This is a genomic window from Promicromonospora panici, assembly GCF_900608595.1.
GTDB classification, from domain to species: Bacteria; Actinomycetota; Actinomycetes; order Actinomycetales; family Cellulomonadaceae; genus Promicromonospora; species Promicromonospora panici.
The window spans coordinates 276,318-295,099 of record NZ_UWYY01000001.1; the positions used below are offsets into that span (position 1 = coordinate 276,318).

The window sequence follows — 18,782 nt, forward strand, 5'->3', positions numbered from 1 at the left end:
GCTCCCCGCATGGTGCAGTCGTTCGGTTAGATATACGGATGTGCGAATGTAAGCGCCACAGCGCGCGGCTCCTTGAATGTGCAAGCACCCACGCGACGACGTCGGGGCCGACGTGTCCGAACCGATGACCTGGCAGTCGGCAGTTCTGGCTATCACTCTTGTAGCTGTTCCTGCTGCGATCTCGTGGTGGGCGGCGGTGGCTTCGCGCCGCTCAGCGAGAGAATCCCGAGTGTCGCAAGACGAGTCTGCGAGGCTCCAACGGCTTGAGGCGAGGGTTTCGGTTCAAAAATATGAAGTCTATTCGCCTGTGTTGGCCGCCTTCGGGAAGGCGCTCACGCCAGGTAATGATCCAGCGAGCACCGACATCGGTTCGATCAGTGAATTCCAGACGTGGGCCGTCATATATGCATCCGACGGCGCACTCAGAGCGTTCGGGCGATTTATGCAAGGAACTTTCGCTGACGCTCCGGCCAGGGTGCTTTTGCGTCTATATGCTGAGTTTGTAATTGAGGCGCGGAAAGATATGGGGGACGAGGCAACCCGAGTAACGCCAAGTGACATCGTCACTCCACGGCTCAAGGACTTGTACACCAACGAGGACATGCTGACCATTTTCACGCTGGAATTCGACGATCTGTGTCGCAAGGAGAACTGGGTTGCACCATGGCGGCGCGGCTGATTCTGACGTGCCTGTGAACTGGCAATGAATGAAGCCCCCACCTGTCCAGGTGGGGGCTTGATTTGTGGGGTGCCTTATAGGCCGGAATCACGAGTGCTATCAAGACTGGCGATGCTGTTTGTGACCGCGTCGGCGCCTGCCTCCCGCAGCTCGGTCCCTCGCTGGTTGGGGCTACAGGGCCGTGCAGTAGGCCGCGGTCGCGTCGTCCGAGAGCTTGTTCCGTGGCCACCGTGTCGCCTCGGGGTCGCTGGCCTCGGCGGCCCTCACCTGGCGGATCAACTCGCCAGGCCCTGACTCCCGCAGAACATCAAGTGCGCCGGGCCAGTCGTAGAGCCCGAACGGGTCGACCGCACGCGCCGCGCCGTCGCTCAGCGTCGCCACCTGACGAACCTCTGAGAGTGGGATCTCCCCCGTGAGCGCGTGCTCCGCTGCGGCCGGGTCGGTGGTCGCTACCCAGAACCCGCCCGGCACGTTGCGCGCCGCCAACTCCGCGTGCTTCATGCGCACAAGAGCTGCGGCCTTCGCCGGGTCGCTGGCGTGCATCGCATCGGCCGCGGCACGCTCGGCCAATGCCGTCTGACTTACGCGCTGGTCACTGACCACCCGCAGCCCATTCGCCGTGTCGATCACAACTGTCACGTCGCCGAGGACGAGGTAGCGCAGCGTTCCCTCAGACACTTGAACGATGGCGACGGCGGCCGAGGGCGTGCCCGGGTGCGTCAGGTCGCACGTGCCGCGGTGCAGGTCGGCGGTCTGGCTGATGGCTGCGGCGAGAGCCCCTGCTGGGCCAAGCGCGGCGTGATCCTTGATCCCCTCCGCGAGGTGGGCGGCGAACCATGACACGCCGTGGATACAGCCGGTTCCGGTCCGGGCCGTCGCGCCGTCGAGCAGCACGAGGATGTCAGGACCGGTTGCCGTGCTGTCTTCGCTGGCCCCGTCGGGAGAACCAGGCTGTGCAGCAATCGCGACCTGCATTCGTCAGGTCCCTTCGTGTCGGTAGAGCGGCGTGATCCGCTCGGTCGTAAGGATCTTCCGGTCGCCGTTCGGATCGAACTTGCAGGCGACGAGGGTTGAGAACCGCTTGGTCTTGAGGTCCTTGTGCAGATCCTTGAGGTGGTCTGCGACGAACTGGGCAGCGCCGAGGGTGCCCTGGGCGTGAATGCCCGCGAGGTATAGGAAAGTGCCCTTCCCGTCTGGGCGAGGCAGGCGCCCGATGTACGCGTAGTCGGTCGGCTCGCCCTGGTCGCGCGGGGATCGATACTCCTTGCCGGTCGTGCGGTCCACGAGGAACCAGCCGTCTTGGTCGTTGGCGAATCCAAGGTGTGGGTCTGCGCCCATCGCCTGGCCGACGAACGGCAGGAGCCTTGGGCTGGTCAGCACCACGAGGTTGGGGCGATTCAGGTCCACGAGGCCCGGTGGCGGCACGATTTCGTGGTCGGAGTCGAGGCCGCTCGCCTTTGCCACATTTGCCAGCGTCTCGTATGCGGCGAACGTCTCCGCAGACAGCATGTTGCTGGGGTCGCTGCGCCCGGTTTCCTGCTTGCTGCCGATCGCGAACGTCACCCGACCCGTGCCGAAGAACGCACGCTCCGGCCTCGTGCCGGCGGACAGCATCATCGAGATTCGCGACCGGGAGATGCCCAGCAGCTCGGCCAACTGGGTCTGCGTCCTGCCCATGGCGAGCAGTTCTTCCAGGGCCTCTTTCCGCAGTCGAGCAAGTTCCTGACCGGTCGCCTGGTTCTCGTCTATCAGGGCAGACAGCGTCTTGGCCCGCTCTTCCGGGTCGCTGATCGCGGTCACGGACGTGAGGTCCGACATGGATGAGTCCTCCACCTAGTCAACGGGGCTTACAACAGGCTACCCGTGTCAACGGGGGATGGATACGGCCGGTTCCGCCACCCCCGGTGACACGATGTGTTCATAGGGGTTGACAGACTCAATCTCGTCATGGTCTCGTATGTCATACCCGGTAAGTGACCCAGTTAACAGGGGTTGACGAACTGGCAGGCGTACCTCGGGCCGATGGGCGGTCCGGGCTGACACAGAGGGGGTGGCGTGATGTCTCAGAGGCGCATCAGTGCTCTGGACGTAGCGCGTAGGTACCTGTTCGAAGCCCAGGACGGTCTGAACAAGGCCGCCCGGGTCCTGACGCAGCACGGCACGGCGAGCGACGGTCTCAAGGACGTGGGCCGTACGGCGTCGTCCCTGGGCCGTCAGGTCGAGGAGATGAAGAACCGGGTCCGCAAGGCCCATGAGGCCGCTCTCAGTGCTGAGCGTGGCAACGGTGGCAATGGCCGTGGGGGGTGGGGTTCGTGAACCCGACCTACACGGCCTTTGACGTGTTCGACGTCGAGCCCACGTTCACCGACCTCGCGGCCATTGCCGCTGAGGCGCCGGTCATCGCTGCTGAGGTCGCCGTGGTGGACGCGGAGTGCCGCCTGGCTATGTCACACGACGAGATGGCGGTCAAGGCTCACCGCCGCGCCGTCGTCGCTCTCGGCATCGCGATGCGTACCGCCGTCGAGACCAGCACCAACCGCGCCATGTCTACGGCCCCGGTGTTCGTTCCGGGTGTCCCGCTCTCGACGGCCCGCCGGGTCGTCATCCGTCCTGCCATCCGCACCGCCTGACAAGGGAGTTTTGCCATGATCACCGTTTCGCTGCTGGTCTTCCTGATCCTCGTTTCGTTCATCGCCGTGAAGTACGGCTCCGCCAAGATCGGCACGCTCACGCTGGGTGTGTGCCTGGGTCTGGCGCTGGCGTCCACGTCGTTCGGCATGTGGGGCGTCGACGCCCTGAACGACCTGCTCAACAACCTGTTCACGGGCGCCAACTCGATGGCGGGTGCCTGATGACCACGCCCAACGACGAGCACACGCCGGCCGGGCACACCCCGGACGATGCCGAGCTGGAAGCCATGTTCAACCGTCCCGCCGCGGACCTCGCCGTCCGTGCCGGCGGGCTGCTGGACCAGAGCGCGGCACCGGCCGACGAGGACAACTCACTCTCGGGCGAGGTGATCGACGCCCCGCCCGTCGAGCCCGAGGCATCGCCCATCCCTGCGCGTGTGGTCGAGCACCGCGGGGACCACACTCGGCTGACGGTGCTGCCGGAGTGGGCCAAGTCGCCGGAAGTGTTCTGGACCGCCGCGCGCCGTGAGGCCGCGTTCGTCGCGTCCTGGACCGCGCACCACGGCATCCGCCTGCCGTTCGTGTACCTGCCCAAGTTCCTGGCCCGCGCCGGGCTCGGGTTCGGGCTGTGCGTGCGGGGCCTTTCCCGGTGGGTGACCGACGCCGAAAACAAGGCCACCCGCACGCTGCTCATGGCCGGCGTCCGTGGGACTGCGGAGTGGAAGACGCTCCGTAAGGAGCACGCCGACGGCGTCCGTGCCCGCCTGGGTGGTCTGGCCGCTGCCGGGTTCACGTCCGGCGTTGCTGGGGTGACGCTGCACACCTACACCGGTCCCGAGGGCCTGACCGTCGCTGCCGTGGCGGCCGGTGCCGCGGCCGTGACCGCGTTTGGCGTCGTCGGGACGCGCCGCGCTGGCAAGCCGATTGCCGAGGCGCACGAGGGCAAGGTCCCCAAGCTCACCGTTGACGTCGTCACGGACGCACTGCTCACCCTCGGGCTGGGTTCGATGGGGGAGGCCAAGCGCGGCAACGCGGAAATCAAGGTGCTGCGGATCTTCCCGACCACGGGCGGCGTGGAGATCCACATCGACCTCCCGCCCGGTGCCACGGCTGCGGACGTGATCGAGCGGAAGGACCGTTTGGCCTCGGCGCTGCGCCGGCCGATGGACACGGTGTGGCCCGAGGGCAACCCCAAGGCTCACCCGTCCCGCCTGAACCTGTTCATCGCGGACAAGGGCCTGTCCGAGCGGGACGTCGCTCACTGGAAGTACCGCACCAAGGGCCAGACCAACGTGTTCGAGGCGTTCGTCATCGGGGAGGACCAGCGCGGCCGCCCGGTGTCCACGAACCTCATGTACAACAACGGCGTCGTGGGTGGCCTGCCTGGCATGGGCAAGACGTTCTTCCTGCGCGTGCTGATCCTGGGCGCGTCGCTGGACCCGCGTACCGAGCTGCACATTCACGAGCTGAAGGGCACCGGCGACCTCATGCCGTTCGCCCCTATCGCTCACGTGTGCCGCTCCGGCGACGACCCGGACGACCTGGCGGCGCTGCTGGCCGACCTGAAGGCGGTACAGGCCGAGATGCGCCGGCGGGCCAGGATCATTCGCGGTCTGCCCCGGGACGTGTGCCCGGAGTCCAAGGTCACCGATGAGCTCGCGGCGATCGGTAACCCGTATGGGTTCAAGCCGCTGCTGTTCGTCATCGACGAGTCGCAGCTCGGGTTCGGTGACCCCACCATGGGCGCGGAGATCTCGGCCCTGACCGAGGACATCACCCGCCGTGGCCGCGCCCTGGGGATCATGCTGTGGCTCGCCACGCAGCGCCCGAACAAGGACGCCATCCCGACCGGTATCAGTGCGCTGCTGAGCCTGCGTGCCTGCCTGCGCGTGGGCGACGTGACCACCAACGACATGGTGCTCGGCACGAGCATGTACAAGGCGGGTCACCGGGCCACGATCTTCTCCCAGGAGGACAAGGGCATCGCCCTGCTCGCCGGAGAGAAGTCCGACCCGCAGCTCGTCAGGGGCGCGTTCGTCGACGGCGCCCTCGCGGACAAGATCGTGGAACGGGCCCGCGCCGTCCGTGAGGCCAAGGGCCTGCTGACCGGGATGGCCGCCGGGGATGAGGCCGCCGACCTGGACCACTCCACGATCCTGGACCACCTCCTCGCGGTGTGGCCGGAGAACGACCCGGAGTGGCCCAACGGCAAGGTCTGGTCCGAGGTCCTGGCCGCCCGCCTGGCCGAGTCCAAGCCCGCGCTGTACGCCGACTGGGACGCCACCCAGGTCAACGCCGCCGCCAAGCGGCACGGCGTCGGGTCCAAGTCGATCAAGGGCACCGCGGACGGGCGGCCCGCCGTGCGCCGCGGCCTGGTCCGCGCCGAGGTCGCCCACGCCCTGGGCGACGACGCCGCACTGCCCGACCCGTCCGACTCGGACGACTGACCACCCGACCTCGCACGACACGAAGGGAGCACCACCATGAGCACCAACCACACTCAGCCTGGCGGCTCACGCCGCCTGGTCCTCGGGGGAGCGGTGTCCGTCGCCGTCATCTCGACCGTGTCCGCCTACCTCGCGATGGTCGGGTTCGGCATCGACGTCCTGGGCATGGACCCCGTCACCGCCTACACCACGGCCGGCGTGTTCGAGCTGTCCCTCGTCACCGTGGCCCTGCTGGCGCGGGAGGCGGCCCGGGACAACCGGCCCGGCGGCACACTGCTCACCCTCACGTGGGCGCTGTCGTCCGCCTCCGGCGTGTTCGCCGCCGTGCACGAGGTCTACCTCGGGCACCCAGCAGGCGCGGTCGCGTTCCGGTTCATCGTGCCGCTGCTGGCCGCCCTGATGTGGCACCTCGCCCTGATCGGTGACCGCCACCTCGCCACCGGCGCGTCCTGGTCCAGCATGCGGCAGACCGCCCGCATGCACGCCCTGTTTCTGACCACCGAGGATGCCGTCCGCCTGCACACCCTCAACGACGGATCCGGGGCCGCCCGCCGGTCGATCGTCCGGGCCGAGGCACGCCGCCGCAAGGCCCGCGCCGTCGCCCTGCGGACCGTCCCGCCCTCCGAGATGCGCCACCAGGTGTCCGGGTGGCTCGACTCCCTGTCCGCCGTCTCCGACGCCGTGACCGACGTCGCCCGCCTGCACATCGAGGCCAACAACCGCGTCGCCGGATACGTGTCCACCCCGGTCATGTCCGACCACCTGTCCGGGCCGGACTACACCGACCGAGCCACTGAGGCTGTCCGGGCCGAACTGGCGGACATCGCAACGAGCATGGTCGGACTGTCCGCCACGCCGGCGGCCGGACAAACCACCTCCACTGTCCGGGCCGCTGTCCGGCCCAAGGCGGCCCGGACGGTCCGAACGGCTGGACCCACCAGCGCTGACCGGGCTGTCCGCCTGGGCATCGTGTCCGGGCTGCTGGAGGCCAACCCGGACGCCACCGCGCGCGACGCCCTGTCCGCCCTCGCGGCCGAGGGGCACCACGTGACCGACCGGACCGCGCGCCGCCTGCTGTCCGACGCCCGCACGGCCGACACGGACACCAGTGCCGACACCGACACTGAGGCGGCGTGACATGTCGCCCATCTTCCAGCGCGCCGCCCGGGAGTGGGCCGCGATGCGGTCCGAGTACGGCGACTACCTGGAAGCCCACATCGCCGCCGCCTACGACGCCACCAACGGCGTCCTACTCAACCCGCGCGGCCGCGCCGCCGGAGTCAGCGAGGAACGCCTGTTCCTCACCGGCGGATCGTTCGCCGCCGCGTACGCCTCGGAGGAGCTGCGCGAGTTCTGGGCCACCACACCCCGCCTGACCGTCGAGGCATTCGAGCGGGCCTGGGCCGAACGGCTCTGGGCCGCCGAGGCAGAGGAGCTACCCGACCACTGGCACACCGCCGCCTGACTCCAATAGCCCGCTACTCGCAGGAGGAACCATGAACCGCAACGACACCATGAGCCCGACCGAGTACGCCGACCTGGTCCGCGACGCCCGCGCCCTCGTCGCCGCCGTCGAGCGCGGTGTTCGCCGCACCGGCGCCGTGTTCGTCGCAACGATGGGCCTCACCGTCGCCGGAACGGCCCTCGGGCTGGACCTGGTCGCCTCGCTCGCCGCCGTGGTCGCCGTGACCGCGTTCACCGCCGCGCTGGTCCTGCTCATGGCCCGGATCGCCCTCGGTCCCGCACCCGCCGAGGTAGCCCCACCACCCCCGCCGGCCTCGTCGAGCACCCGGCGAACGGTAGCGAGAGGCCCGCTACCGGTAGCGGCACCGCTACCGCCAGAACGGCGTGATTCCGCCGAAGTAGCGGGGTAGCAGCCTCGACGCTGCACCCCCGAAACACCCTCCACACCCACCACTGAGGGCACGGCGGGCCGCTACCGCTACCCGCCGTGCCCCTACCCCACCCATGCCAAAAACAGGCCGCTCACGTGGCCGAATCATCGGAGAGGAACGCCCGAGATGAGCACAGCAACGCGCTGGACCAGCACGCACGCGGGCAGCACCACCGCCGAGCACCACCGTGGCGTCCTGCTGGCCACGGCCCTGGAGTACGCCAACCGCGGATGGCACGTCTTCCCCCTGACCCCGGGCAGCAAACGGCCGGCCACCCCGCGTCACACCGCCACCGACTGCGACCACACCGACCCGTGGTGCCGCTCCGGGCACACCGGCTGGGAACAGCGCGCCACCACCAACCCCGACCGCATCACTCGAGCATGGACCACGGCCGCCTACGGGGTCGGGATCGCGTGCGGCCCCTCCGGGCTGCTGGTCATCGACACCGACACCCCCAAGCCCGGCACGGCCGCCGCGCTTCCGACGTCGGGTGAGGAGAACCTGGCCTCCCTCGTCGCCGCGCACGACGGCGCCACGCTCCCGGCCACCTGGACCGTGACCACGCCATCGGGCGGCGTGCACCGGTACTACACCAGCGAGCACCTGACCACACCCCTCGGGAACACGGCCGGTCGCCTTGGCGCCTTGATCGACACCCGAGGCACGGGCGGCTACGTCGTCGCCCCGCCGACCGTGACCGACACCGGGCGCTACGAGGTCACCGCCGACGACCAGGCCGCCCCGCTGCCCGCCTGGCTGGTCAAGCAACTCACACCCCGCCCGGCCGCACCGGTCAGCCCGCGCGAGCTGCGCCCGGTCACGCACCGCTCCGCCTACCTGCGCGCCGTGCTGACCAGTGAGGCGCGGCACGTGAGCGAGGCCGCCGAGGGCGGCCGCAATCACGCCCTGTTCGCTGCTGCGTGCTGCCTCGGAGAACTGATCGCAGGGGGCTCGCTGACCGAGGCCGACGCCACCGGAACGCTGCTCGACGCGTGCGCCGGCCACATCGCCGCCGGGGCGTTCACCGAGGCCGAGGCATTCGCCACGGTCCGCTCCGGCTTCCGTCGCGGGGCCGCCAAGCCTCGTACCGCCGCATGACCTCGCTCACCCGACCACGTCCGCGCACGCCGCAGAGGGAGACCGTCATGACCACGAACACTGCCGCCCCCGTCGCTCAAGTGCTGCTCACACCGCAGGAGGTGGCCGACCTGCTCCGCATCCCGGTCCGCAGCCTGTACGTACAGCGCTCCGCCGGCCGCCCGACACCACCCGGCGTGAAGATCGGCCGTCACCTGCGCTACCGACTCGCCGACGTCGAGGCGTGGGTCGAGGAGCAGTTCACCCGGAGCGCAGCATGAACGCCCCGCAGCCGAACCAGACAGCGCCCGACACCCCCACGCCCGACCCCGCGGCTGTTGCCGTGGCGGCCGATGGCGCCCCGGAGAAGAAGACCGCCGCCTCGGTCCTTGTGGATCTCGCGTTGCAGCGCTACGACCTCGGATGCACCCCGGACGGCGACGCCTACGCCGTGCCTCGCACGGGCGGGAACGTGGTGCGGATGCTGCGCGGCGGGCGGTCCTCGCTGCGCGCCGAGCTCGCCAAGGCGTACCGGCAGCAGACCGGGGCAATTGCCGGTCAGCAGGCCCTGGCTGATGCGCTGCTCGTGCTCCAAGGCACCGCTACCGAGGCCGAATCGGAAGCGGTGCATGTCCGCGTTGCCGAGCATGGCGGGGCGACTTGGATCGACCTGGGCGACGCCGCCGAACACGTCGTGCGCGTCGGCGTCGACGGCTGGTCCGTCGTCACCGAGGCCCCCGTCCTGTTCCGCCGCACCGCCCTGACCGGTGCCCTGCCGATGCCCGAGACCGGCGGGAGCCTGGACGACCTGTGGGCGCTGCTGAACGTAACCGAGGCTGACCAGCCGCTGGTGCTCGGGTGGCTCGTCGCTGCCCTGGGCTGGGCGCACATCCCGCACCCCATGCTCGCTTTGCTGGGTGAGCAGGGCACCGGGAAGTCGTCCGCGACGAAGAACCTGGTGCAGCTCGTTGACCCGTCTCCGGTGCCGCTGCGCAAGCCGCCTCGTGACGCGGACGGGTGGGTGACCGCTGCTCAGGGTTCGTGGGTGGTCGGGCTGGACAACCTGAGCACGATCCCGCCGTGGCTGTCGGACTCGCTGTGCCGGGCGGTGACCGGTGACGGCGACGTGCGCCGCGAGCTGTACAGCGACGACGGGCTCTCCGTGTTCTCGTTCCGCCGCGTGATCCTCATGAACGGGATTGACGTCGGCGCCATGGCCCCCGACCTCGCAGACCGGTCCATCGTCGTCAACCTGGACCGGATCACCGAGGACCGACGCCGGCCGGAATCGCAGCTCGCCACCGCATGGGAATCAGCGCACCCGCGCGTGTTCGGCGCCCTGCTGGACCAGGTCCGGGCCTGCAGGACACGGATGCCCTCGGTCCGGCTGGGAACTATGCCGCGCATGGCCGACTTCGCCATGGTCCTCGCAGCGCTGGACCAGATCCACGGCACCGACTCCCTGACTGCGTACAGCGACCAAGCCAACAGTTTGGCCCTGGACGCCGTCACTTCTGACCCGTTCCTCGCCGCCATCGCCGAACACGTGACGGCCCGTTGGGAGGGCTCAGCTGCCGATCTGCTCGACCTGGTCCAGCCCGATGGCAAGCCCCCGCGATCGTGGCCACGCAGCGCGCGCGGCGTGGCCGGTGTGCTCAAGCGCAACGCGCCGGCGCTGCGGTCGGCCGGCTGGACCGTGGACGACCTCGGAGCGCACAACCGGCAGAAGGTCACCGTCTGGGCACTCACGCCACCTGAGGAAGTGCGGGAACAACACCCGCAACCCCCGCAACCTCCGTATGCCCAGGTCACAGCGTTGCGGGATGCGGGTGTTGCGGGTCAAGCGCGGGTGTCGCCCGAAGCAACACCCGCAAGCCCAACACCCGCAACCCCCGCAACCCCCGCACGCCGCAACCCTCTGACCAGCACAAACGGGGGTGCGGGTGTTGCGGGGGACGGATACGGACCATCTCAGGTCGCCGCCTGCCCGGAGTGCGGCGAGCCCTTGGCCGGCCCCGGCTACACCACTCGATGCCGCCCCAAGCACGAAGCCACCAACCTGGAGGTCACTGACCATGTCGCGTAAGCCAATGCCCGTGGGCACCCACGGCAAGATCAACACCACCCCGTACTACAACGGCGCTCGGGTCGTCGGTAGCGGTAAGACCTGGCACACCCAGGATGGCCACCAGGTCCCCGTCAAGATGCTCCGATGGGCCGCGCGCTGCAGGTTCCGCGACAACGACGGCCGCACTCGCCCTGTCGAGGCGTGGGGCGGCACGCGCACTGACGCAGAGCAGCGTCTCCAGACCGAGCTCACCACTCGGAAGCGCACCTCGTCGGACACGATCACGGCAGACACGCGACTGGAAGTCCTTGCGGACTACTGGCTGCGAACGAAGGTCGATCCGAGCGGCCGGGCGGTCGGAACGCGCCAGACCTACAGGTACATCACGGAGCAGTACGTCGCCCCTGGTCTGGGCGGTCTCCGCCTGCGTGAGTGCACGGTCTCGCGCCTGGAAGCATGGGTAGCTGCTGAGGCGGCAAAGCACCCGGCGAATGCGCGGATCGCGCTCACCTGCCTCAAGGGCATGCTGGACACTGCTGTGCGTGAGGACGCGATCAGCGTCAATCCCGCGCGCTCGGTCACCCCGGTTCCCGCCACGCTATCCAAGGACGTTCGCGCACTGGATGTCGCCGGCGTCGTCGAGCTGCGCGCGACGCTCGCCGATGACGCCAAGGCGGTGGCACGAGACCTCCCCGACCTCGTGGACGTCATGCTCGCCACGGGGTGCCGCATCGGGGAGGCGCTGGCGCTGCGCTGGTCAGAGGTGGACCTTGACGAGCACATCGTCTACCTGACCGGCACCGTGGTCCGGGAGAAGGGCGTTGGCCTGTTCCGGCAGGACACGACGAAGGGCAAGAAGCCGCGCGGCTACTTGGTGCCGAAGTTCGCCATGGCGATGCTGGAACGGCGTGCTGCCGAGGTGCCGCCGGGGCCGCTCGGTCTGGTGTTCCCTTCCGCGGTGCAGGGGCTCCGGGAGGGAAGCACGGTCGAGAAGCAGTGGCGGAAGTTCCGCGAGCAGCACCCAAAGTGGACGTGGATCACGCCGCACACGTTCCGTAAGAGCGTCGGAACGGCTGTGGAGAGGGGCGCGGACATTGCGGCTGCCGCAAAGCAGCTTGGGCACGCGAGTTCGGCCATCACGGCGAAGTACTACGTCGCGACGCCGGACGTGGGGCCGGACCAGCGGGAGATTCTGGAACAGTTCGGCGCCTGAGAGTCACGCCAGCTGATCGGGCCGCGGGTACCGGAATAGCGTTTGATTCTGGTGCCCGCGGCCCTCGGCGGCTTCCGCTCGCGGGAGTCCGTGTCAGTGGTGGCGGCTACCTTGGCGATATGGCTGAAGACTGGGATATAGCGATCGGAACAGTGACGACTCGTGCCAAGGTTGCCGAGCGGTTCGGTGGGTCGCCGCAGAATGGGATTTCGTCTTCGGCCACGTCGAAGAACGTGATGATCTACTCCGATCCAGCAGTGGGCCGGCGCCACGGCTACAACTTCGACGGCTGGGCGGCCGATGGGGCGTTCTACTACACCGGCGATGGTCAGCACGGCGATCAGGAGTTCATACGGGGCAACCGGTCGATCCGCGACCACGCGAGTCGGGAGATGGCCCTTCGCGTCTTTGAAGCGGTGCCGGAGGCCACTCAGAAGGGCGGCAAGCCGCAGCGATACATCGGTTCCTTCCGCCTCGACCCGAGCGCGCCATGGCGCCGGCAGGAGTCACTCGATTCTGACGGGCTCCAGCGAACCGTTCTGGTGTTCAAGCTACTGCCGGTCGAGGCAGAGCCGCCGGCCGCTGAGGAGACCTTGTCGGATCTTCCCGCGGCCGTGCCGGCGCAAGAGTTCCTGCCGCCCGAGAACAACGTGGTGCAGGCGTACGACGTCGCGGCCCGAGAGGGCACGGTCGCGGAGCGCCATGAGGCCGAGCTGATGGCAGAGCTCGAAGCTGCTCTTCGGTCGGGCGGTCGCAAGGTCGGTCGCCTCCGCTTATCGGTGCCGGAATCGAGTGTGCGACTACTGACAGACACGTTCGACTCTACGAACGGCGTGCTCTACGAGGTCAAGGCCACTAGCACTCGCAACATGGTGCGAGTCGCGATCGGTCAGCTCTTCGACTACCGGCGTTTCGTCAATGGCCTAACACACTGCTGTGTGGTGCTGCCTGTCCGACCCGCCCCCGACTTGGTCGAGCTGATTCACGCTCTTGGCTTCGACCTTGTGGCACGCGAGAACGGCAGCCTCGTTCGAGTGACGGCAGCTGGCCTGACTGACCTGTGAAGTTAGCCGTGAAGTGACTGCGGTCATCGCCAGCGCCGCCGATCAGCTGCCGCATGCGATCACGACTGGACGGGGTCGACAATCGCCAAGTAGATGTCGTTCGCCATGAACATCCGATTGTATGTCCCGTGCGGGCCGGTAAGTATCTTGAGGTCAACTAGCTTCTGCACGGCCAGATCGACACCCTGCTGGGACTTTCCAAATCGCCGCGCCAAGCTGGGCACAGTCACATACGGCGAACTAATAAGAATATCCACGATATCGCGAGCAAGTCCGCCACGGATCTTTGCACCCTGAAGACGCGCGCGGTAGTCCTCCTGGATGTCGAGCATTCGATCTATGCGCTGCGCTGTATCGATGGCTGAAGCTTCAATGCCCGCACTAAAAAATCGAACCCATGGATTCCAGTCCCCGGTTGCCGAAACCTCGGCCAGGTGCTCCTGGTATTCGACCCTCCTGGCTTCGAACCAGGGTGAGACGCTCAGCAGCGGCTCGCTAATCTCCCCGTCGATCATCAACTGTAGGACAATCAGAAGTCGGCCAATTCGGCCGTTCCCGTCATTAAACGGGTGGAGTGACTCGAATTGATAGTGCGCCATCGCGGCAGCGATTAGCGGCTCTCGATCCTTGGTGGGGTTGATCCAGTCCACGAGATCTCTGATGGACGCTTCTAGTTCAACCCCGGGTGGAATCGGAACGAATCTAGCACTCTCGACCGACCCATTGGAACTACCGATCGCGACCTGGCAGGTGCGGAAGCGCCCCGCATCAACCGTCTCCGATTTGGTGCCCTTCACCAATACGCCATGGACGTTTTCAATCAGCGACACGGAGAGTGCGCCGTACTTCGATATCCATTCAAAGGCTCTTGAAGCGGCGGCAACATAGTTCATGACCTCTGTGAGCGCTTCGTTTCGCATTGGCTCGGCCGCATCGGCTGCGAGCACGTCTTCCATCGGTGCGAACGTTCCCTCTAGCGCCGACGTACTTTGCGCTTCGCGCCGAAGTGTCGGTTGAAGCAGCAGAGACGGGTTGGGTACTTGACGGGACGCCTGGTCCAGTTTCGCTATGGCGCGACTGGCTCTCGTTACGGCGCGCCAGGTCGCCGGCTCTAGGACCGGCTCGTCGCCCAGTGGGTCAGGGGCGTACGCCATGTGCTCGTACGGCCTCTTATAGCGACCGTCGACTCCCCGGATAGGGCGCAGCGCCCCGATCGGGCTAGCAGCGAACCGTTCGATGTCCACAGACCAACTCTACTGTCGGATCAGTTGGTTTCTAACAAGCAACTGCCGTGTCTAGTTGGTTTCTGGGACGCTCAGTAGCCAGACAACCCTTGCAGACTAGGTCCTGGCGTGCGCAGAGCGCTGGCCCAGCATCGGGTTGCTCCGGTTGGCTCGTCTCGGACGACCCAGGCGAAGCGAGCTTCCATTTGGGTTGGCCAGGGATCTGGTGACTCAGCTTGGGATGTTCGCGAACTTCCCAAGCGAACCGAACATCCACTTGGGATCACAACCGTGTAACGCCGGGGGACGCTCCGCATCGAGTCTCCCGGTCTACGAGCATCGGCACGCTCCCGACTCCGACTCCGGGAACATCGGGTTGCTTCCGGTTGGCTCGTCTCGGACAACCCAAGCGAACCGAGCTTCCACTTGGTTCGCCAAGGAACTGGTAACCCAGCTTGGGATGTTCGCGAACTTGCCAAGCGAACCGAGCTTCCACTTGGGTTGGCCAGGGATCTGGTAACTCAGCTTGGGATGTTCGCGAACTTCCCAAGCGAACCGAACATCCACTTGGGATCACAACCGTGTAACTCCGGGGGACGCTCCGCATCGAGTCTCCCGGTCTACGAGCATCGGCACGCTCCCGACTCCGACTCCGGGAACATCGGGTTGCTTCCGGTTGGCTCGTCTCGGACAACCCAAGCGAACCGAGCTTCCACTTGGTTCGCCAAGGAACTGGTAACCCAGCTTGGGATGTTCGCGAACTTGCCAAGCGAACCGAGCTTCCACTTGGGTTGGCCAGGGATCTGGTAACTCAGCTTGGGATGTTCGCGAACTTCCCAAGCGAACCGAACATCCACTTGGGATCACAACCGTGTAACTCCGGGGGACGCTCCGCATCGAGTCTCCCGGTCTACGAGCATCGGCACGCTCCCGACTCCGACTCCGGGAACATCGGGTTGCTTCCGGTTGGCTCGTCTCGGACAACCCAAGCGAACCGAGCTTCCACTTGGTTCGCCAAGGAACTGGTAACCCAGCTTGGGATGTTCGCGAACTTGCCAAGCGAACCGAACATCCACTTGGGATCACAACCGTGTAACTCTCCGCCCACGCCTGAGGGCTTGCGTCAGTGCCGCATGCGGGATCGATGCCCGCAACGGTCCACCCATGGAGCCTCAAGCCTCATACCAAGGTTGGGAGCTAGTCGAGAACTTGGCAAACGAGCGAGCGTCGGACGTAAGCGGTGGGTATGCGCTGGATGTGAGCCCGATAACCCGGGCACCCCAGGTCGGGAACTGCTTCTGACCTGGGGCGACGGTGGGCCCCCCGGGGATCGAACCCGGAACCCGCGGATTAAAAGTCCGCTGCTCTGCCAGTTGAGCTAGAGGCCCGCGCGCCCGGCATCCGGGCGGCGCGAGTAGAAAGCCTACCGGTCAGCACCGGTCGTGTCGTAGATGCGGTCGAGCGGGGCAACCTACGTCTTCTCGCGACGCTTGTCACTCGCTGTCTCACCCACCGGGAGATATCGGGTTAAACGCGTCTCACGCTTGCGGTGAGGGGGTGGGCTTGGTTCGGTGGACGGGACCGCGGAGAACCAATGTGAGGAGCTCAACGTGCTCACCGTGACCGACAATGCCCGTACGGCCGTCCAGGACCTCGCTCAGCAGGCTGGCGTGCCGGTCGAAGGCGGGCTGCGCATCGCGCAGGCGTCCGGCCAGCCCGGCAACTTCGAGCTCGCGCTGGTTCCGGCGCCGCAGCCCGACGACCAGGTCGTCGACGCTTCGGGTGCCACCAACGTGTTCGTCGAGGCGCAGGCTGCCCCTGCTCTGGAGACGCTGACCCTGGACACCGACCCCGGTGCCGAGGGTCCGGGTTTCGTGCTCACGCCCAAGGCGTGACTCCCGGCGCCCTTCCGGGCGCCGCACAGTCGAGAGCCCCCGAGAAGCTGCCGGCCAGGCAGCCGCTCGGGGGCTCGTCGCTGTTCGGACCGCCCTACAGGGCCACGCCGAGGATCCACGAGCCGCCCAGCACCAGCGCGCCCAGGGTGACCAGCAGAAACAGCGTCACCCAGAAGAGGCCGGCGACGCCGGTCAGGCGGGCGAGCATGTCGGCGTCGGACGTCCGGGCGTGCCCGCGGGAGCGCTGCACCTGCAGCTCGAACACCGGACGCACCGCGCCGAGCAGGAGGAACCACGTCACGGCGTAGGCGACGGCGCTCTGCACGTCGGGCTCCAGGAACCACGTGACGAACACCAGGGCCGTGCCGCTGACGAGGATCGACCAGAGGCCGAACCAGTTGCGGATCTGCAGGAGCAGCAGCGCGAGGAGTGCGACGAGCAGCCACAGCAGTCCGACGGCGTAGCCCAGCTTGAGGAGCCACGCCGCACCGAGGCCGATGATGCCCGGTCCCACGTAGCCGGCGAACGCCGTGATCACCATGCCCGGGCCGCGCGGCTTGCCCCGCGACACGGTGAGGCCGGAGGTGTCGGAGTGCAGCCGGATGCCCTCGAGCTTGCGGCCCGTCAGCAGCGCGCCGAGGCCGTGCGACGCCTCGTGGGCGATGGTGATGACGTGCCGCGTCACGTGCCACAGGGGCCGGAACAGCACCACCACCAGGGCGATCGCGCACATGGCGAGCACCACCAGGTTCGACGGCGGGTCGACCGGGGTGACCGCGTTGGTCCAGATGGTGCCGAGCACGTCGCCGATGGTGGCGAACGGTCCGGCGGAGCTGGTCGCTGCGGGAATCATGCGGCACATAGAACCACACCGAACGTGACGTTCGCCGCAGCCAGTGGTGACGATGACGTGAGATAGTGGGTGGTCGTGGGCGGCTTCAGCCGCCCGACGTCGTGGCCCCGGCCCGGGTTAGCACCCCGCCGCCTGGTGTGAGCACGGCGGACCACCGGCGCGAGACGCGCCGCCACCGAGCCCGAGAGGCCCAACTCCTTTGACTACCTTTGCCGACCTCGGTCTGCCCGCGCCCGTTCTGGGCGTTTTGACGGACCGCGGCATCACCTCGCCGTTCCCTATTCAGACGGCATCGCTGCCGGACTCCCTCGCCGGTCGCGACGTGCTCGGCCGCGGCCGCACCGGCTCCGGCAAGACCCTCGCGTTCGCGCTGCCGGTCGTGACGCGCCTCGCGACGTCCGGCGCCCGGTCCGCCGCGGCGGGGCAGTCGCGGCGTGCGTCGGGCCGTCCCCGCGCGCTGATCCTGGCGCCCACCCGTGAGCTCGCGAACCAGATCGACGAGTCGATCGCACCCCTGGCGCAGGCGCTCGGCCTGAAGACCACCACCATCTTCGGCGGCGTGGCGCAGTCGCGCCAGGTCACCGCGCTGAACGCGGGCGTCGACATCGTCATCGCCTGCCCCGGCCGGCTCGAGGACCTGCTCGGCCAGCGGCACCTCACGCTCGACGACGTCGAGATCACCGTGCTCGACGAGGCCGACCACATGGCCGACCTCGGGTTCCTGCCCGGCGTGAAGCGGATCCTCGACCGGACGCCGGCGCGCACCCAGCGCCTGCTGTTCTCGGCCACGCTGGACAACGGCGTGGACGTGCTGGTCAAGCGCTACCTGCACCAGCCCGTCACCCACTCCGTGGACGACGCCGCCGCGCCGCCCCCGCAGATGACGCACCACATCCTCGCCGTCGCCGACAAGGAGGCGAAGAAGAACGTGGTGCACCAGCTCGCGCAGGGCACCGGCCGGCGTGTGCTGTTCATGCGGACCAAGCACCAGGCCAAGAAGCTCGCCAAGCAGCTCACCGCCGCGGGCGTGCCCGCCGTCGACCTGCACGGCAACCTCGGCCAGGGTGCGCGTGAGCGCAACCTCGCCGCGTTCACGTCCGGCGAGGTGCGGGTGCTGGTGGCGACGGACATCGCCGCACGCGGCATCCACGTCGACGACGTCGAGCTCGTGGTGCACGTGGACCCGCCCGCCGAGCACAAGGCGTACCTGCACCGCTCCGGGCGGACGGCGCGAGCCGGCTCCGGCGGCGACGTCGTGACGATCATGCTGCCCGAGGAGCGCGGCGACGTGCGTGACCTGACCCGCAAGGCGAAGATCACCGCGCGTCCGCAGGACGTCCGTCCCGGCGACGCGACGGTGACCAGCCTGGTCGGCGAGGTCGCGCCGTACGTCGAGTATGTGCCGCCGGCCCCGCAGCCGCAGGGTCGTCAGGGCCAGCCCCGGAGGCAGGGCGGGCGCTCGCGGTCCGGCGGTCAGGGCACCGGCCAGGCCGGCCAGGGTGGTCAGGGCGGCGGCCGTCAGGGCCAGGCGCGCGGCCAGGGCGCCGGCCAGGCTTCGGCGTCGGGGCAGCGCAGCGGCGGTCGTCCGGCGTCCGGCGGCGGACGCACCGCTGCCGACCACTTCCCGCGGCCGGACGGCGCGGGCGCTCCCCGCCGCCGTCGTCGCGGTGGTCGCGGCCGCGGGGCGGGCAACCCGAACGCCTCCGCCGCGAGCTAGCGGCTCGTACTCGTCAGG

19 protein-coding genes and 1 tRNA gene are annotated in these 18,782 nt (G+C 68.1%); 15 read left to right on the plus strand and 5 right to left on the minus strand.

The window, feature by feature from the left end:
• Positions 1–112 precede the first annotated feature (112 nt).
• On the plus strand, positions 113–679 hold the full coding sequence (locus tag EW117_RS01315) for a hypothetical protein (protein WP_129782898.1): 567 nt from the start codon (positions 113–115) through the stop codon (positions 677–679).
• A 171-nt stretch (positions 680–850) separates the two neighbouring features.
• On the opposite strand, the gene EW117_RS01320 is transcribed toward EW117_RS01315, so the two are convergent.
• Together EW117_RS01320 and EW117_RS01325 are read right to left on the minus strand one after the other, a co-directional pair.
• Entirely contained in the window at positions 851–1,654 is an 804-nt protein-coding gene (locus EW117_RS01320) for a hypothetical protein (protein WP_129782899.1), read from the minus strand.
• Between the two features lie 3 nt (positions 1,655–1,657).
• Positions 1,658–2,497 carry a helix-turn-helix transcriptional regulator gene (locus tag EW117_RS01325; protein WP_129782900.1) on the minus strand — a complete coding sequence of 280 codons (840 nt, stop codon included), beginning with the start codon at positions 2,495–2,497 and terminating at the stop codon, positions 1,658–1,660.
• Between the two features lie 240 nt (positions 2,498–2,737).
• On the opposite strand from EW117_RS01325, the gene EW117_RS01330 reads away from it, so the two are divergent.
• From EW117_RS01330 to EW117_RS01385, 12 genes are all read left to right on the plus strand, one after another.
• Positions 2,738–2,995, plus strand: coding sequence for a hypothetical protein (locus tag EW117_RS01330; protein ID WP_129782901.1), 258 nt, complete (start codon positions 2,738–2,740; stop codon positions 2,993–2,995).
• Positions 2,992–3,309, plus strand: coding sequence for a DUF6284 family protein (locus EW117_RS01335; RefSeq protein WP_129782902.1), 318 nt, complete (start codon positions 2,992–2,994; stop codon positions 3,307–3,309). The genes EW117_RS01330 and EW117_RS01335 overlap by 4 nt, the downstream gene beginning before the upstream one ends.
• Positions 3,310–3,324: 15 nt before the next feature.
• Positions 3,325–3,531 carry a hypothetical protein gene (locus EW117_RS01340; protein ID WP_129782903.1) on the plus strand — a complete coding sequence of 69 codons (207 nt, stop codon included), beginning with the start codon at positions 3,325–3,327 and terminating at the stop codon, positions 3,529–3,531.
• Complete coding sequence (locus EW117_RS01345) at positions 3,531–5,756, plus strand: FtsK/SpoIIIE domain-containing protein (RefSeq protein WP_129782904.1); 2,226 nt, start codon at positions 3,531–3,533, stop codon at positions 5,754–5,756. Before EW117_RS01340 ends, EW117_RS01345 begins: the two co-directional genes overlap by 1 nt.
• A 36-nt stretch (positions 5,757–5,792) precedes the next feature.
• Positions 5,793–6,893 carry a hypothetical protein gene (locus tag EW117_RS01350; protein WP_129782905.1) on the plus strand — a complete coding sequence of 367 codons (1,101 nt, stop codon included), beginning with the start codon at positions 5,793–5,795 and terminating at the stop codon, positions 6,891–6,893.
• A gap of 1 nt (position 6,894) precedes the next feature.
• Entirely contained in the window at positions 6,895–7,221 is a 327-nt protein-coding gene (locus tag EW117_RS01355; RefSeq protein ID WP_129782906.1) for a hypothetical protein, read from the plus strand.
• Between the two features lie 31 nt (positions 7,222–7,252).
• Positions 7,253–7,630, plus strand: a complete 378-nt coding sequence (locus EW117_RS01360) for a hypothetical protein (RefSeq protein WP_129782907.1) — start codon at positions 7,253–7,255, stop codon at positions 7,628–7,630.
• A 147-nt stretch (positions 7,631–7,777) separates the two neighbouring features.
• Positions 7,778–8,752: a bifunctional DNA primase/polymerase gene (locus EW117_RS01365; protein ID WP_129782908.1), complete on the plus strand. Its 975-nt coding sequence runs from the start codon at positions 7,778–7,780 to the stop codon at positions 8,750–8,752.
• Between the two features lie 47 nt (positions 8,753–8,799).
• On the plus strand, positions 8,800–9,012 hold the full coding sequence (locus tag EW117_RS01370; protein WP_129782909.1) for a helix-turn-helix domain-containing protein: 213 nt from the start codon (positions 8,800–8,802) through the stop codon (positions 9,010–9,012).
• Positions 9,009–10,817: an ATP-binding protein gene (locus EW117_RS01375; protein WP_129782910.1), complete on the plus strand. Its 1,809-nt coding sequence runs from the start codon at positions 9,009–9,011 to the stop codon at positions 10,815–10,817. The genes EW117_RS01370 and EW117_RS01375 overlap by 4 nt, the downstream gene beginning before the upstream one ends.
• Positions 10,818–10,827: 10 nt before the next feature.
• On the plus strand, positions 10,828–12,012 hold the full coding sequence (locus EW117_RS01380) for a tyrosine-type recombinase/integrase (protein WP_165362403.1): 1,185 nt from the start codon (positions 10,828–10,830) through the stop codon (positions 12,010–12,012).
• 119 nt (positions 12,013–12,131) lie between these two features.
• Complete coding sequence (locus EW117_RS01385; RefSeq protein WP_129782912.1) at positions 12,132–13,076, plus strand: SRA domain-containing endonuclease; 945 nt, start codon at positions 12,132–12,134, stop codon at positions 13,074–13,076.
• Positions 13,077–13,135: 59 nt separating this feature from the next.
• Here the strand turns inward: EW117_RS01385 and EW117_RS01390 are convergent, their stop codons facing one another.
• The gene (locus EW117_RS01390) at positions 13,136–14,230 is read right to left on the minus strand and encodes a Fic family protein (protein ID WP_242504026.1); all 1,095 of its coding nucleotides are present in this window, start codon (positions 14,228–14,230) and stop codon (positions 13,136–13,138) included.
• A 1,384-nt stretch (positions 14,231–15,614) separates the two neighbouring features.
• Positions 15,615–15,687: transfer RNA gene (locus EW117_RS01395), tRNA-Lys, on the minus strand.
• Between the two features lie 222 nt (positions 15,688–15,909).
• On the opposite strand from EW117_RS01395, the gene EW117_RS01400 reads away from it, so the two are divergent.
• On the plus strand, positions 15,910–16,194 hold the full coding sequence (locus EW117_RS01400) for an iron-sulfur cluster biosynthesis family protein (protein ID WP_129782914.1): 285 nt from the start codon (positions 15,910–15,912) through the stop codon (positions 16,192–16,194).
• Between the two features lie 94 nt (positions 16,195–16,288).
• On the opposite strand, the gene EW117_RS01405 is transcribed toward EW117_RS01400, so the two are convergent.
• Positions 16,289–17,056, minus strand: a complete 768-nt coding sequence (locus EW117_RS01405; protein ID WP_129782915.1) for a M50 family metallopeptidase — start codon at positions 17,054–17,056, stop codon at positions 16,289–16,291.
• Positions 17,057–17,246: 190 nt separating this feature from the next.
• Here EW117_RS01405 and EW117_RS01410 point away from each other — a divergent pair, with 190 nt between their 5' ends.
• A complete protein-coding gene (locus EW117_RS01410; protein WP_129782916.1) occupies positions 17,247–18,764 on the plus strand; it encodes a DEAD/DEAH box helicase in 1,518 nt (505 codons plus the stop codon).
• The last annotated feature ends 18 nt before the right edge of the window (positions 18,765–18,782 follow it).

Excerpts from the sequence above, each read along its gene's own strand:
- EW117_RS01320 (WP_129782899.1), bottom strand. The coding sequence starts at position 1,654 with ATGCAGGTCGCGATTGCTGCACAGCCTGGTTCTCCCGACGGGGCCAGC.
- EW117_RS01325 (WP_129782900.1), bottom strand. The coding sequence starts at position 2,497 with ATGTCGGACCTCACGTCCGTGACCGCGATCAGCGACCCGGAAGAGCGG.
- EW117_RS01330 (WP_129782901.1), top strand. The coding sequence starts at position 2,738 with ATGTCTCAGAGGCGCATCAGTGCTCTGGACGTAGCGCGTAGGTACCTG.
- EW117_RS01340 (WP_129782903.1), top strand. The coding sequence starts at position 3,325 with ATGATCACCGTTTCGCTGCTGGTCTTCCTGATCCTCGTTTCGTTCATC.
- EW117_RS01345 (WP_129782904.1), top strand. The coding sequence starts at position 3,531 with ATGACCACGCCCAACGACGAGCACACGCCGGCCGGGCACACCCCGGAC.
- EW117_RS01350 (WP_129782905.1), top strand. The coding sequence starts at position 5,793 with ATGAGCACCAACCACACTCAGCCTGGCGGCTCACGCCGCCTGGTCCTC.
- EW117_RS01355 (WP_129782906.1), top strand. The coding sequence starts at position 6,895 with ATGTCGCCCATCTTCCAGCGCGCCGCCCGGGAGTGGGCCGCGATGCGG.
- EW117_RS01360 (WP_129782907.1), top strand. The coding sequence starts at position 7,253 with ATGAACCGCAACGACACCATGAGCCCGACCGAGTACGCCGACCTGGTC.
- EW117_RS01365 (WP_129782908.1), top strand. The coding sequence starts at position 7,778 with ATGAGCACAGCAACGCGCTGGACCAGCACGCACGCGGGCAGCACCACC.
- EW117_RS01370 (WP_129782909.1), top strand. The coding sequence starts at position 8,800 with ATGACCACGAACACTGCCGCCCCCGTCGCTCAAGTGCTGCTCACACCG.
- EW117_RS01375 (WP_129782910.1), top strand. The coding sequence starts at position 9,009 with ATGAACGCCCCGCAGCCGAACCAGACAGCGCCCGACACCCCCACGCCC.
- EW117_RS01385 (WP_129782912.1), top strand. The coding sequence starts at position 12,132 with ATGGCTGAAGACTGGGATATAGCGATCGGAACAGTGACGACTCGTGCC.
- EW117_RS01390 (WP_242504026.1), bottom strand. The coding sequence starts at position 14,230 with ATGGCGTACGCCCCTGACCCACTGGGCGACGAGCCGGTCCTAGAGCCG.
- EW117_RS01405 (WP_129782915.1), bottom strand. The coding sequence starts at position 17,056 with ATGTGCCGCATGATTCCCGCAGCGACCAGCTCCGCCGGACCGTTCGCC.